This window comes from Drouetiella sp., from assembly GCF_059504425.1.
Genome location: NZ_JCACIN010000040.1, coordinates 26,194 through 40,966 on the forward strand (window position 1 = coordinate 26,194; position 14,773 = coordinate 40,966).

The following is a 14,773-nucleotide window of genomic DNA, read 5'->3' on the forward strand; positions in this document are numbered from 1 at the left end:
TTCAAAAACAGCCAGATATAATTCAGTCGCCCCAGGTGCCATGAAAGAAAGCATTGAATTGCTGATCGAAAATTTAGGACGGACGATCGTCGGCAAGCAGGAGGCGATTCGCCTGATGCTGGTGGCGCTGTTTTCGGGGGGGCACGTCCTGCTAGAAGATGTGCCGGGAGTTGGCAAAACCCTGCTGGCAAAGTCGCTAGCGCGATCGATCGACGGACAGTTTCAGAGAATTCAATGTACGCCTGACCTGCTGCCAGCCGATGTGACGGGCACCAATATCTGGAATCCGCGCCAGGGCGAATTTGAGTTTTTGCCAGGGCCAGTGTTTGCTAACGTGCTGCTCACAGACGAGATTAACCGAGCCACGCCGCGCACCCAGTCAGCGTTATTGGAGGTGATGGAGGAACACCAGGTCACGATCGATGGAAAAACGCGATCGGTTCCCAATCCCTTCTTTGTAATTGCCACCCAAAATCCTGTGGAATATCAGGGCACCTTCCCCCTGCCCGAAGCGCAAATGGATCGGTTTGCCCTGTCCTTAAGTTTGGGCTATCCCAGCGAGGCAGAGGAACTGCAAATGTTGGAGCGATTGGGCACTGCCAACGCTGAAGTGCTTCAGCCTTGCATCTCGGTCTTTGCAGTCCAGGAGTTGCGCCGTTTATGTAGCCAAGTCAAAGTGGAAACCCACCTCCGGCAATACATGCTGGACTTGGTGCGGGCAACCCGTCAGGATGAAGATATTTTGCTGGGAGTCAGCCCCAGAGGCACGGTGGCGCTACACCGGGCAACACAAGCCTTTGCTTTTCTGGAAGGGCGAGATTACGCGATTCCAGATGACGTGAAATTTCTTGCCCCCTATGTCTTATGCCACCGGATAATTCCTACAGGCGGACGCAAAACTAAGCTGATTATGGAGAGATTGCTGCGATCGATCGCCATTCCCTAACTCACCGCTGGGACTTTTTTGAAAGGGTCGCAGAGCAACCCCTTCAAAAAAGCCTGATGCCAAATTTACCGATGCTGTAACTTAAGCAACGCAGCAACAACCGCCAAGCTTTCCTCATACAACGAGTCACGACCCCAGCGCTGAAGCTGCTGAGCTAGCAAGAATTCGGCTTTTTGGTCGTTGACAGCCGTTACTTGCTCAGTTCGTGCCCCCTGAGCGCTGCCTCCTGCCTCCATTCGCATACAGCCTGTCGATTCTGAACAGAGAATCGTGCAGCAGTCGGCATGCAGATTGGTGGATGCCAGACGAATGCCAATCAGGTCGCCCAAGATTTCTCCCGTGTCAGCGATCGGGATAGCCGCTAGCTCTGCTTCAATTACGCGCCCATCTTGCCCAGTAAATTGAATATGCTTCAAATCATAGTCACCGCCTGTCTCCACAAAGGAGGTAGGTTCCCAGTTGAGGCGGCTCGCCAACCAGCCCACATACATTAGCGCTTGGGCATCGTTGCCTTTCTCGTAATCCACCGTGACGCGATCGACCTCCATAATGGCCGCCCGTCGCTCTGGTGGATCAAAGCCAGAAGCCGTTAACTCTTGCCAGAGTGCCAGTCGATGCCAGTTGAGATCGGCCACATAGTTATCGGTTTCGATCAGCTCTTGAATCTTTACCAGCTCTGATTCGGGATCGCTAAAGTAGGAGCTGTCCAGAATCAGGCAGTTACAGCTTTCCACCAGCTTTTTGAACAGCTCTTGCTCTGGGTTGGGGGTAGCCTTCCACCAAACGAACTTGGGCAATCCTGGAATTAGCAGCGAAGCTACCGTATTACCAACGCGGTTCAGGGCGCTCTTAGTGCCCCGCAGCGTAATGTACTCGCAGCAGATCAAGCTGCCATTAGAGGTGGTCTTCTGAATTGGGCAATAGGCTGAAACTTCTGCGGTTACGCCCTCATCTTCGCCCAGAATCGGGCAGAGAGTAATGATGCGACAGGGGTTTTGGACAGCGATCGCATCGCTGAGGTTATAGCCTCTGGCATTCATGTTGGAAATTTTGAGGCGATCGGCAGGCTGCTTTGCCACTTCCTCCCGCAACCGCGCCAAGGTGTCGGGATCGATCCGACCCGTCATCAGCAGACCGAACGTTTTTTGAGCCTCCATCACGGCTTGCTTAGTCGAGGGGCCATGAATACCATCGATCGGCCCCGTATAGAATCCCAGAATGGCCAGCAGCTGCTGAAATTCTTCTGGCTCGTAGACCACCATGCTAAAAGTTGTGGCTCGAACCGCAGCCGGAGCGCCTTTGTCGCCATTTTGGCTGTGCCAAATCTGACTTAGCTCCGTCTCAATTTCGCTCAGAGAGATATCTTTAGGCTTTTGTAAGGTAACAAGAGGTGTCGTTGTCATGGGTCTGGGAGTTTTAGATTATTTGATCAGGAAGAGTCAGAAAATCGGTGAAACCTGAAGCCCAAGCCTAAAGCCCAAGCCTAAAGCCCAACCCTAAACCAAGCCTAGAGCCTGCGCCACCGCCGCCCATCTCGATTGAGCAACAGCTCAGCTTCGATCGGGCCCCAAGTGCCTGCTTCATAGAGCGGAATTGATTCAGGGTCGGCAGGGGCATCCCAAACGCTCAGCAATGGCGTGAGAATCCGCCAAGAAGCCTCAACTTCGTCGCCGCGTGTGAAGAGAGTCTGGTCACCCAACATGCAGTCCACCAGCAGACGGGCATAGGCATCGGTGTTGGCTTGCCCAAAGGCAGTGTCATAGCGGAATTCCATATCAACCGATCGCGTCCTCAGAGACGTGCCCGGAGTCTTGACATCAAAGCGCATCGAAATCCCTTCATCTGGCTGAATGCGGAGCGCTAGGACGTTAGGATTAGCTTGCTTAGAGGCAGACTGAAACATCAAAAACGGGACTTCCCGGAACTGAATAGCGATCTCTGAAACCTTTTTGGGCATCCGCTTTCCCGTGCGTAAAAAGAAAGGCACCCCTTTCCAGCGCCAGTTATCGATGCTCAGCTTCAGCGCAGCATAGGTAGGCGTAGTCGATTCGGCGCTGGCTCCCTCCTCTTGCCGATAGCCAGGAACGTTTTTGTTGTCGCGCCATCCGGCAGTGTATTGCCCACGAATCGCCGAGAGATCAAGCCGCTCAATGTCATACAGGTGGGTAGCTTGCAGCACCTTCACCTTCTCATTTCGGATGCTGTCGGCATCCAGCGAGTTGGGTGGCTCCATAGCCGTCAGGCTGAACAACTGCATCAGGTGGTTTTGCACCATGTCGCGCAGAGCCCCTGCCGTCTCGTAGTAGCCTGCCCGCCCTTCCAGACCAACCGTTTCCGATACCGTGATTTGAATATGATCGACAAACTGGCGGTTCCACAGCGGCTCAAAAATGGCGTTAGCAAACCGAAACACCATCAGATTCTGTACGGTTTCTTTGCCCAGATAGTGGTCAATCCGGTAAACCTGCCGCTCCGAGCAAACCTGCGTCACCACCTTGTTGAGAGATTGAGCAGAGTTGAGATCCTTGCCAAACGGCTTCTCAATCACTAGGCGCTGTTTATCCGGATCGATCAGCATATTTGCCGCTCCGAGCTGCAAAATCGCTTCCGGGAAAAAGCGCGGAGCCACCGCCAGGTAAAAGACTCGATTGCCGCGTGTGCCCCGCTCTTCATCTAGTCTCTTCAAGAGATCCTTGAGCTTTTGGTAGCTTTCGGGGCTGTCCATATCGCCAGAGCAATAATACAAACCCCGCGCGAAGTCATCCCAAACTTCTGGCTTACCCAGACCGCCGCCAAATTGCTCGACTCCTTCGCGCATATGTTCGCGGAAAAAGTCATCGCTCCATTCCCGCCGAGCCACGCCCACAATAGTAATTTCGGGAGGCAGACGACGCTCCAGCTTCATTTGATAGAGCGCCGGAATCAGCTTGCGCTGAGTTAGATCGCCCGATGCGCCAAAGATTACAAGAATTTGAGGCTCAGGAACACGGTCTTGTTGGAGACCTACGCGAAGGGGGTTTTCGATCAAAGAAATCATAGAAATCCGGGGTTAGGGTTAGGGGAAATCTGGATTACAAAATCTAGCGTTCAGTGCAGGTGTGGCGTATCAAAACCGACCCATGAGAAACAGTAGGCTATCGGCTTTGATAGTAACAGGGAACTGTCTGAAGAGTGTTGTATCAGGTCTTACTAAGTGATTGAGAGCGATCGCCACAACAGAGAACTACCACAGAGAATAAGGGTCTACCAGCCTGAACTGATCAGCTTGACCAGCGGTTTTCTTCCCGCCAGGAAATTTTTGAGCCTCGTCTAGTTTTGCTGAATTCGCTTTTCATATCTTGATCCACTCTCTAATATTAGGAAGGCATTCTCAAGAAGCGGCTTAACTTTAGACGAACTATAGAAAGGGGAAGTGGGGAGTCAAAAGTAGCAGAAGAAGAAACACACCAAAGGTGATGAATACACGAATGGGTAAAGTAATTTGTGTCACGCGAGATATTACGCTAGAAATCTTCCTTTAAAGCTCAATGCCAAAGTGATAGGCATTGTCCCTGTTTTTGAGAGACTGGCGATCGCCTAGTACATTGCCTTGACTGCCAAAGCCTTGATTGCTAAAGCCTTAATTGCCAAACCGTTCGTCAATTTTCCCAATAGGTCTAATCCTGCAATAAGTCTAATCCTGCAATAAGTCTAATCCTGCGATATGTCTAACCCTGTTACTAACCTGCGAAAATCTCTCCAGCCGCTCGATCGCACGGCAATTTTACTCATTTTGCTGTTGAGCCTCCTGATTGGTGGACTTGTGCTGAAGGGCGATCGCACGGCTCCGAGAGTGCGGGAGTTTAGCTGGCAGAATCGGCAGGTGGGGGCGGAAGATGCGGCATTTGTCCTCACCTTCAGTCGCCCTATGGATCAGCCCAGCGTTGAGCAAAACCTGCGCATTGACCCTCCTGTTCCCGGAAAATTTAGCTGGGCGGGGCGACGCATGGCATACACGTTAGACGCGCCAGCGCCCTATGGCAAAACCTTTAAGCTAGAGCTTCAGGGGGCACGCGATCGTTTCAGCAAAACTGAGGATGCCCGGAGCCAGATGCAGCCATTTGTGGGAGAGTTCAGCACTCGCGATCGCGCCTTTGTGTATCTGGGTGTAGAGGGCAGTGAGACAGGGCGGCTGGTTCTGCAAAATCTGACCTCCCAGAAGCAGGAAGTTTTAACGCCTGAAAATTTGGTGGTGATGGATTTCAAGCCTTACCCGGAGGGCGATCGGATTCTGTTTTCAGCGATCGAGCGTACGACTCAAGCGGGTCTACTGGATCAACAGCTCTACACCGTGACCACAGGTATTCAGATCCGGCCGACCGCCAGCACACCGGGTGGCATTGCACCTAGCGCTGTTCAACGCACCTCCCAGCCAGCCAAAATAGTAGAACTTCTCTTAGATAACAAAGAATTTCAAAATCTTAAGTTCGATCTATCTCCCGATGGGCAGAGCATTCTCGTACAGCGCGTCAATCGGCAAGATCCTGGACAGTTTGGCATTTGGCTTTTGCAGTCCGGAGCGCCACCTAAGCCTATAAAAACAGAACCAGGCGGCGATTTCATGATCACGCCAGACAGCAAGGCTTTAGCCATGTCTCAGGGGCAGGGAATGGCAATTTTGCCTCTGGCTGACTTGACTCAGGCCAACCCGACTCAAGCTAATCCAACTCAAGCTAGCTCAGCTCAAGCTGACTCAACTCAAACAGCCGAAACCTCTAAAGCGATGGATTTTTTGCCCAAATTTGGCGTAGTGCTGACCTTTGCCAGCGATGGCTCAGCTGCCGCCATGGTGAAATTTAATACCGATCCGGCAAATCCGACGCGATCGCTCTTTTTGGTCAACAATCAGGGCACTGACAAAGAGCTATTGAAAACCGACGGGGCAATTCTTAGCGCTCAATTCGATCCTGCTAAGAAAAATCTTTACTGCCTAATGACTCGCCGCATTCCTGGCGATGTCTATCAAGAGCAGCCCTACCTGACGGCAATTCATCTACCGACTGCCAATGACCCAAAAGCCAGTAATCCCAAAGCCAGTGACCCCGAAGTAATTGACCTGTTGAAGCTGCCCCTTCAGCGCGATGTGCAGATGAGTCTTTCTCCAGACGGGCTAGGCATTTTGTTTGATCAAGCCACGGATGCCGCCAGCTCTCAGCAAGCGGGAGCAGTGAGAGGCAGTGAAGGGAAGGCGATCGCCACCAGCAGGCTCTGGTTTGTCCCGGCTCTACAAGACCCGCAGGGAAGACCGCTTCCGGCCGAGCCTCAAGAGGTGGGGCTAATGGGTTTGCGACCCCAGTGGCTTCCCTAAGTGGCTTCTTGAAATGGATTCTTGTTTTTTCAAAGAGCGTTTGCCTGCAAGTCTCGGTATGATGTCAAGACTAGCTTTGTTAAGATTCCAGCTATTCTCGTTGAGAACACCGTTCATGAAAAGATTTCGCCGCTTTTTAATTCTGCCGATTTTGGCGATCGTGACTGCATCGATCCTAATTGCCTGTGCTGGAGGCGTTACCCCGACCGCCAAAGCGCCTATCAAAGTTGGCTCTAAGGACTTCACCGAGCAGTTCATTCTGGGCGAAATGTATTCGCTAGTGCTAGAGAAGGCAGGTTTCACAGTAGAGCGCAAGCTCAACCTGGGCGGAACCCCGGTAGCGCAGGCAGCGCTCACCAGCGGCGAGATTGACCTCTATCCTGAGTACACGGGCACGGGGCTGTTGACTGTGCTGAAGCTTCCTGTGAGCAGCGATTCCAAACAGGTTTTTGAAACCGTTGCCGCTGAGTACAAAAAGCAGTTCAATTTGACCTGGCTTGATCCCGCCCCCATGAACAATACTCAGGCTTTGGCAATGACCGCAGCAGGAGCCAAAAAGTACGGCATCACGAGCATTTCAGAGATGGCGGCAAAAGCAGATCAACTCACCATGATTGGTGCGCCAGAATTCGAGGTACGAGAAGACGGCTTGCCTGGAATTAAAAAGAAATATGGCGACTTTAAGCTCAAGGCTTACAAAGCAGTAGATTCTGGCTTGCGCTACAAAGGATTGACAGATAACGAAGCTGATGTTGCCGTTGCCTACGGCACAGATGGAGAGATCAACGCCTTCAAGCTCGTGGTTTTAGAAGATGACAAAAACCTATTTCCACCCTACCAAGTTGCCCCTGTTGTCCGGCAGCAGACTCTAGATGCAAACCCAGAGCTGGCGAAAGCGCTAAATGCTCTTGCGCCCCAATTGACCAACGAAATCATGCAGCAGCTCAACTATGAAGTCAGCGGCAAGCAGCGAGAGCCTGCCGAAGTTGCCAAAGAGTTCTTAACTAAAGCCGGAATGATTTAGCTAATTCTTTTACCCCCATCCTTACGTGAGCGCTATCCAGTTTGACCAAGTTTCTCTCCAGTTTCCCGGTGCGGCTCGTCCTGCGGTAGATCAGTGTAGCTGTGAGATCAGCACGGGCAGATTGGTTGTCATTCTGGGGCCTTCGGGCTGTGGCAAAACGACGCTGCTAAAGATGGTGAACCGACTGTATGAACCGACATCTGGCAAGATTTACCTGAATGGACAGGATATCCGTCAGGTCAAAGTAACCCAGCTCCGGCAGCAAATTGGCTATGTGATTCAACAGTCGGGTTTGTTTCCTCACATGACGGTGGCACAGAATGTTGCCGTGGTGCCCAAGCTGCTGGGCTGGTCGCGTTCTAGAATTCAAGCGCGAATCGATGAATTGCTGACCTTGGTGCAGCTGCCGCCGCAGGAATACCGCGATCGCTACCCCGCACAGATGTCGGGTGGACAGCAGCAGCGCGTGGGCTTGGCGCGGGCTTTGGCAGGCGACCCGGCAGTTATGCTGATGGATGAACCCTTTGGGGCGATCGATGCCATTACCCGCGCCACTCTCCAGGATGAGGTGCTGCGGCTTCAGTGTCAGCTCCAGAAAACCATTTTGTTTGTCTCCCATGATGTGGAGGAGGCTTTGAGGCTAGGCGATCGCCTCCTAATCATGGAAAAAGGGCAGATTGTTCAATACGATACGCCTTTTAACGTGTTGACTCGACCTGCCAACGAATTTGTCTACCACCTGATGGGTGCAGATGACAGAGTGCGTCAGCTCGGTCTGCTGCGCGTTGAAACCGCCATGCAGCGATCGCCGGGGGCTAGCCTAAATGGGGAACCGACCGTTGAGCAGCGGGATAGCTTGCGCAACGCGCTCTCGCTGATTTTGAAAACGGGCGCTAAAAAGCTGACCGTCCTAGACCAAGGTTCACCCGTCGGCATCCTGACTTTAGAGCATATCCGAGATTCAGCAACGCCCAATTCAGTTCCCTAATTTGTAGCTGTTGCCAGTTTGCTTAGGAACATGGATTTAACAAGATGTAATTCTTGGGGTACGGGCTTAGCAATGCTAAGCCCATAGTCAGATCGATCGTACAGGCTATTTAACCCACGATCCTTAGGACATTTATGGTGAGGCACTTCGCGCCTCACCATAAATGTCCCCGTCCTAATCGCCTTGGCGATTGCTATAGCCAGATTTAGAAGTGCCGTTAATCTCTCGGTAAGTGTATGAGCGCATACGAGCGTATTATCTTCTGCCTATCTTAGAATAAGTGGGTCGGGAACCGGGAACGATCGCTGCTCTAGAAGTGAAAACTTGTGATGGGCTGCGTCAAAGGCATAGACACTGCCCGTTTCAATCTCATACATCCAGGCATGGAGATTAAGCGTACCTGCATGGAGACGAGAACGTACGACGGGATGAGTTTCTAGGTTTTCAATCTGCGACAAGATGTTTTGTTCGATCGCGATCTTCAATAGACGCTCTGGGGTCTCATTGGGATAGTTGTCGATAAGCAGGCGGCGAGTGGCTTCAGCATGTGTCCGCAGCCAGGTGTACACCATGGGCATTGTTTCCACAAGACTGCCGACCTGGAGCAGTCCGCGCATTGCGCCACAATGGGAATGTCCACAAACGATGATTTCTTTGACTCCTAGTGCCTGAACTGCATATTCAATAGCAGCGGCTTCTGTAATGCTGGAAGACCCATAGGTTGAGACAATATTGCCCACATTACGAATCACGAATAGGCGACCAGGCGGAGATTGCGTAATCAAGAACGGGTCAATTCTAGAATCTGAACAGGTAATAAATAAAACGTCTGGAGATTGACTTTGCGAGAGTTGTTCAAACAGTTCTTGATGAGCCGCAAAATAATTTTCATGAAATTGATTCACGCCTTGAATAATGCGAGTCAACGGCATAAGAGATTACCTAAGACGTGAGTAGGTCATGAGATTCTGAATGATGGCTATACGAAAGCCAGCAGCTACAAGGCTTGCTTCACAGCATAGACAATCAAATTCATAGAGGTTAGGCAAATATTGCCAAGCATTCCCATTCTTCTGCCTAGATACACCACCCCGATCGCTTTTTCCCCTGATCCTGCAAAACATGCTGAGTTTTTAAGGCAAAAACCGATCGAGTGCTGTCTTCAGTTCCTCAATTTCTGCCTCAATATTGCCTTCTTTTGCGGCTCGTGCCACGCATTCAGTCAGATGCTCATCCAGAATGACGCGAGAGACACGATCGATCGCTCCTCTGACTGCCGCAATTTGTACCAGCACATCAGGGCAAGGACGGCTTTCCTGCACCATAGTCTTAATGCCACGGATATGCCCCTCGATCCGCGATAGGCGATTGACAATCCGTCGCAGCGACTCATCGCTGTGGACATGGACATGGATCGCCTCGCCCTCATGGCTATGCTCCTCATGATCCTGATCCCCTTGCCCATGATCCCTATGACTGCGATCCCCAGGCTTATCTTCACGAAGCGGATCCAACGGCTGTGCGGACAATTCAGAAGTTGCCATTCAAGATTAGGTGCCAGGGCGTAAAAAATCAGCAACAGACAACATCCTGGACGGTTGCTATGCCCTCAATTCTAGCCTCTGCTTCTCAATGAAGAATCTGCGACAAGAACTTCTTCGTCCGATCCTCTTTAGGATTGCCAAAAAATTCATCTGGGGTGCCTTCTTCCACCAGCAATCCATCTGCCATGAGCACCACGCGATCGGCAACTTCACGAGCAAACCCGACCTCATGGGTGACACAAACCATCGTCATGCCAGAATCTGCCAGAGTCCGCATCACATCTAGCACTTCTCGCACCATCTCAGGATCAAGTGCTGAAGTCGGTTCATCGAACAGCATAATTTTGGGCTGCATCGCCAAGGCACGGGCGATCGCCACCCGCTGCTGCTGCCCCCCCGACAATTGACCCGGAAATTTCTGCGCCTGACTAAGAATGCCGACCCGTTCTAGAAGCTGCATGGCAACCTCTTCAGCCTTTGCCTTGGGCCATCGCCGCACCCAAATGGGGGATAGGGTCACGTTTTGCAGCACCGTGAGATGGGGAAACAGGTTGAACTGTTGAAACACCATGCCCACTTCTCGGCGAATGGTATCAATGTTTTTCAGATCATGGGAAATTTTGATGCCATCGACCGTAATGCTTCCCTTCTGGTAGCTTTCCAGGGCATTAAAGGTACGGATAAACGTCGATTTTCCAGAGCCAGAAGGCCCCATGACGACCACGACCTCGCCCTTGGCAACGGTCATGCTTACTCCCCGCAGAACGTGAAAGTTGTTGTCGTACCACTTCTCAACATTCTCAGCAACGATCATGGTCTCTGTGCCTGTGGAGCTAGTCATTAGTTCAGTTTGAGGTTGGGTCATGGAGTCTCCTGAATCAGTCAAATATTCAAGCTTGCAAAAGTCTAGAAGATTGAGTTGCGCTTTTCAGTAGCTTACTGGTTGCGCCTAACTTATACGGTATAGGAATTGGCGATATGAAGGTGGCAACACGAAAGGGGCGATCGCCTTTGCAATACATTTCGCAAGATAAGGCATTTCGCAAGATAAGGCATTTCGCAAGACATTAATGCGTCGTATTAAGCTGCTTCTCTAAGCGACGGCTACCCAGCGACATGGCATAACACAGCACCCAGTAGATCGCTCCAATAAACAGATATACCTCAGCATAGCGCCCAATAAACGATGGGTTAGCCAAAATCGAGCGGCTAATGCCCAGCATCTCAAATGCACCCAAAAGCCCTACGAGGGTCGTATCCTGCACCAGACTGATAAACTGACCGACAATTGTGGGAATCGAAACTTTTAGCGCTTGGGGCAGGACAATCAGAATAGTCGCCAGGACAGAGTTTAAGCCCAGAGCATTTGCTGCCTCTGCCTGTCCACGAGGCACTGATTGCAGCCCCCCCCGGACATTTTCTGCCAGATAGGCCGCGCTAAAGAGCGTCAAGCTGATAATCGCCAAAAGCAGCTGATTGAGTCGAATACCTCCTGGCAAAAACAGTGGCACCATGTAGGCTCCCACAAACAGCAGCGTGATTAAAGGAACGCCGCGAATTACCTCAATAAAAGCGATCGCAATCCACCGCAAGACAGGCAGCTTGCTCTGCCTGCCCAATGCCAGCAAAATTCCCAGAGGGAAGCAAAGCAGAATGCTGGTCACCGACATAAACATCGTTAGCATCAAGCCGCCCCAGTCATTGGTTCGCACCCCCGGCAGACCAATACCACCCGCAATCAGCCACCACACCACCAAAAGAGATAATCCCCAGCCTAGAGACAGCCATTGCCCCAGCTGTGGCATGCGCTGACCGACCAATCGACCTATCCAAGCACTCGCCAATACTAGCCCCAAAAGAGCCAAAAGCAAGATCCGGTAAGGAATCGGCGCAGGAATCAGAACAGCGATCGCAGCAGCCACCCCAAACCCGATCAAAATATTGCGGTCAAACAGCTTAGCCAAATTGCGCGACAGAATGCCCCAAGATAGCCCTGAGAGCGTTGCTAAGATGCCGACGATTGCCCAAATGCGCCAATACTGAGCAACCGGATAGCGTCCAACAAAAAACAGCGGCAGGTTGGCTGGAATAACCGCCCATTGAGCCGTTGTGGTTGCCCAAGTCAGAAATCCCAGGGAGGTTCTGACTAACAGCAGCCCTAGGACAACCGTGAGCAGTGCGCTAAACCAATTGCTAAACAGGTTTTTGCGAAGCCAGGCGATCGCGCCCACCTGAGCAGCAGGAGGACGCGTGGAGGAGAGAGACGGAGGAGCAGTAGTCATGGGAAGGGAGTGAAATTGCTGAGGTATGGAGGTAACAAAGGCTAGAAACTGATCATCTATCGCTCTGTGAACTGCACGGTTTTATTCAGCAAGTTCATGATCACGGAAATAATCAAACTGATGGTCAGATAAATTGCCATGATTAGCAGAATCACCTCAACTGCTCGACCCGTCTGATTAAGGCTGGTCTGGGAGGTAGCAAAAATATCGGGATAGCCGATCGCCAGCGCCAAGCTAGAGTTTTTCGCCAAGTTCATATACTGGCTGCTGAGGGAGGGAATAATCACCCGCATTGCCTGAGGAAACACCACCAGCCGCATGGAGGAAGCAGGCTGTAGCCCTAAAGCCTTAGCCGCCTCCCATTGCCCCTTAGACACTGACTGAATGCCTGCTCGGACAATCTCTGCAATGAATGCTCCCGTGTAGAAAGCCAAACCTGCCAGCATCGATCCATATTCCAAAGACATGCGCAGACCGCCTTCAACATTGCCAGAAGCCGCAATTCTAGGAAACTGCCAGCCCAAGCCAAATAGGAAAAGCAGCAGCCCCACAATGCCCAAACTCAACAGAGCAACAAACTCACGCTGTCCGGATGCGCCCTGCTCCTCCATGATTTTGATCCGCCGTCGCCAGATGAAAAAAGCGGCGATCGCCCCAATCAATAGCGCTGCCGCAGAAATCCAGGCGATCGGCGAACCGTTCGACCAAGGAATCACAATCCCCTTTTTACTGACCAAAATAGAACCCGGCAGCTCTGCCACAGTGCCCTTGTCCGAGAAGCCGAAGAAAACCGCAAAGTACCAAACATAGAGCTGAAGTAGCAGCGGCGTGTTGCGAACAATTTCCACATAGGCAAGGTTCAACTTTCGCAGCAGCCAGTTGTCAGAGAAACTGGCGATTCCAGCTACGACTCCAATGATCGTCGTGGCAATGAAACCAACCAGGATGAGCCGCAGAGTGTTGACCAAACTAACGACAAAAGCCCAATAGTAGGGAGAGTTAGTCTCGTAGGGAATGACGGTTTCCCCAATATTGAAGCCTGCCCCTTGCTGCAAGAAGGAAAAATTAAACTGCCGCCCCTGCTGCTCTAGATTGCGGAACATATTGCCGCTAAAAAAGCTGAAGATAGCCATTAGAATCAGCACTACGATCGCCTGTACAGCAATCCGTACATAGCGATCATCTCGCCAAAAAGGAATCTTCTCACTGCCGTCGTTAGATAAGGTCATACTGCGTGGCTTTGCAAAGTGAAGAACGCTGATTCTTGCTGATTTTTAAAATATAGGGACTTTCTTAAAAATAAAGACTTTAAGAAATATTGCTAAGGAGAGCCTTCTACAGCGTCTGGACGCTGTAGAAGGCTCTTAACCCTTTAACGGAAAGGCGGAGAGTACATTAACCCTCCATCTGTCCAGAGCTTGTTCAAACCGCGATCGATCTTCAGCTGAGAACCCGCACCGATGTTGCGCTCATAGATCTCGCCGTAGTTGCCCCCTGCCTTGATGGCATTGACCATAAAGTCAGGTGCCAGACCAAGCTGCTTGCCCAAGTCGCCATCTGTTCCCAGGAAGCGCTTGATATCTGGGCTTTTATCTTGGATCTTCTGCTCGACATTGGCTTGGGTAATGCCAAACTCCTCGGCTTGAATGAGTCCATAGGTCACCCAGCGCACCACGTCAAACCACTGAGAGTCGTTATTGACGGTGACAGGACCTAGAGGCTCCTTCGACAACACATCCTCTAGCAGAATGTTGTCATCTGGATTAGGCAGGGCAGTCCGCTTAGCTGCCAGCTGAGAGCGATCGGAAGTAATCGCCTCACAGCGTCCTTCCTGGTATGCCGCGAAGCCAGCGTTGGAGTCCTGGAATTTGACTTCGTTGATCTTAATTCCTGCCTCTGTGGCGCGGGTTGCCAGATTGAGTTCAGTTGTAGTACCTGTCTCAACACAGACGGCTTTGCCATCTAGCCCTCTAAAGTCAGTAATGCCGCTAGCTTTAGAAGTCATCACCCCTTGACCATCAAAAAAAGTGGTGGGAGCAAACTCTAAACCATTGCCCCCCGCAGCATCGCGGCTGGCTGTCCAGGTGGTGTTACGAGACAGCAAATCTACTTCGCCGCTCGCTACTGCCGGAAAGCGAGCAGTCGAGTCTAGGTTGCGAAACTCAACTTTCTCAGGATCGCCAAATAAAGCGGCAGCAATTGCTCTGCACACATCCACATCCAGTCCGGTGTATTTACCGCTGGAATCCACGAAACTAAATCCTGGGATGGTACCTTCGACGCCACAAATCAGTGAGCCCCGCGACAAGATGGTGCCCAGGCGACCAGGCGACCCGGTAACGGCAGGAGAGGCAGACCCGGCAGCAGGAGAGGCGGACCCGGCAGGAGAGGCAGTCGTTGTTGTCGTTGGCGCAGCACAGGCTGTTAAAGCTGCCACTGAAAGCGAAACAGCTAGCAGTGTAGAATTCCACTTACGCATGTTCTTGTACTTAGCTCCTTACAACTGGAAAAGAAAACTTATTAACTACAGAAGATTATCTACAGAAATTGACTATCTCTAGAATCTGACCAGCACCTGGTGAGAGAATTTCCCCACAGTTCAAGTGCTAACTTAGCTGATATCCTACTGTCTCTCTAGCCAA

The 14,773-nt window shown here is 51.5% G+C and carries 12 protein-coding genes; 4 read left to right on the plus strand and 8 right to left on the minus strand.

All coding sequences use genetic code 11. From position 1 onward, the window contains the following. Nucleotides 1-40: 40 nt before the first annotated feature. A complete protein-coding gene (locus AC5JMP_RS08855) occupies nucleotides 41-946 on the plus strand; it encodes an AAA family ATPase (RefSeq protein WP_495851087.1) in 906 nt (301 codons plus the stop codon). Between the two features lie 65 nt (nucleotides 947-1,011). Here AC5JMP_RS08855 and opcA read toward each other — a convergent pair whose 3' ends face one another. Then, complete coding sequence (gene opcA / locus AC5JMP_RS08860) at nucleotides 1,012-2,349, minus strand: glucose-6-phosphate dehydrogenase assembly protein OpcA (protein WP_495851088.1); 1,338 nt, start codon at nucleotides 2,347-2,349, stop codon at nucleotides 1,012-1,014. Nucleotides 2,350-2,453: 104 nt separating this feature from the next. Further along, the gene (gene zwf / locus AC5JMP_RS08865) at nucleotides 2,454-3,983 is read right to left on the minus strand and encodes a glucose-6-phosphate dehydrogenase (protein WP_495851089.1); all 1,530 of its coding nucleotides are present in this window, start codon (nucleotides 3,981-3,983) and stop codon (nucleotides 2,454-2,456) included. Between the two features lie 666 nt (nucleotides 3,984-4,649). On the opposite strand from zwf, the gene AC5JMP_RS08870 reads away from it, so the two are divergent. The 3 genes from AC5JMP_RS08870 (at nucleotide 4,650) to AC5JMP_RS08880 (ending at nucleotide 8,305) form a co-directional block, all read left to right on the plus strand. Further along, nucleotides 4,650-6,293: a hypothetical protein gene (locus AC5JMP_RS08870; protein ID WP_495851090.1), complete on the plus strand. Its 1,644-nt coding sequence runs from the start codon at nucleotides 4,650-4,652 to the stop codon at nucleotides 6,291-6,293. Between the two features lie 115 nt (nucleotides 6,294-6,408). Continuing rightward, on the plus strand, nucleotides 6,409-7,317 hold the full coding sequence (locus AC5JMP_RS08875; RefSeq protein WP_495851091.1) for a glycine betaine ABC transporter substrate-binding protein: 909 nt from the start codon (nucleotides 6,409-6,411) through the stop codon (nucleotides 7,315-7,317). Nucleotides 7,318-7,342: 25 nt separating this feature from the next. After that, complete coding sequence (locus AC5JMP_RS08880; protein ID WP_495851092.1) at nucleotides 7,343-8,305, plus strand: ABC transporter ATP-binding protein; 963 nt, start codon at nucleotides 7,343-7,345, stop codon at nucleotides 8,303-8,305. Nucleotides 8,306-8,571: 266 nt separating this feature from the next. Here the strand turns inward: AC5JMP_RS08880 and AC5JMP_RS08885 are convergent, their stop codons facing one another. From AC5JMP_RS08885 to AC5JMP_RS08910, 6 genes are all read right to left on the minus strand, one after another. Next, nucleotides 8,572-9,237: a carbonic anhydrase gene (locus tag AC5JMP_RS08885; protein ID WP_495851093.1), complete on the minus strand. Its 666-nt coding sequence runs from the start codon at nucleotides 9,235-9,237 to the stop codon at nucleotides 8,572-8,574. A gap of 201 nt (nucleotides 9,238-9,438) precedes the next feature. Then, nucleotides 9,439-9,849 carry a metal-sensing transcriptional repressor gene (locus tag AC5JMP_RS08890; RefSeq protein WP_495851094.1) on the minus strand — a complete coding sequence of 137 codons (411 nt, stop codon included), beginning with the start codon at nucleotides 9,847-9,849 and terminating at the stop codon, nucleotides 9,439-9,441. Between the two features lie 85 nt (nucleotides 9,850-9,934). After that, nucleotides 9,935-10,714, minus strand: coding sequence for an amino acid ABC transporter ATP-binding protein (locus AC5JMP_RS08895; RefSeq protein ID WP_495851095.1), 780 nt, complete (start codon nucleotides 10,712-10,714; stop codon nucleotides 9,935-9,937). A 202-nt stretch (nucleotides 10,715-10,916) separates the two neighbouring features. Next, nucleotides 10,917-12,131 (minus strand): amino acid ABC transporter permease, encoded by a 1,215-nt coding sequence (locus AC5JMP_RS08900; RefSeq protein WP_495851096.1) that lies wholly within the window; start codon nucleotides 12,129-12,131, stop codon nucleotides 10,917-10,919. A gap of 56 nt (nucleotides 12,132-12,187) precedes the next feature. Continuing rightward, nucleotides 12,188-13,360, minus strand: a complete 1,173-nt coding sequence (locus tag AC5JMP_RS08905; RefSeq protein ID WP_495851097.1) for an amino acid ABC transporter permease — start codon at nucleotides 13,358-13,360, stop codon at nucleotides 12,188-12,190. Nucleotides 13,361-13,503: 143 nt separating this feature from the next. Then, nucleotides 13,504-14,610, minus strand: a complete 1,107-nt coding sequence (locus AC5JMP_RS08910; RefSeq protein ID WP_495851098.1) for an amino acid ABC transporter substrate-binding protein — start codon at nucleotides 14,608-14,610, stop codon at nucleotides 13,504-13,506. Nucleotides 14,611-14,773: the final 163 nt, after the last annotated feature.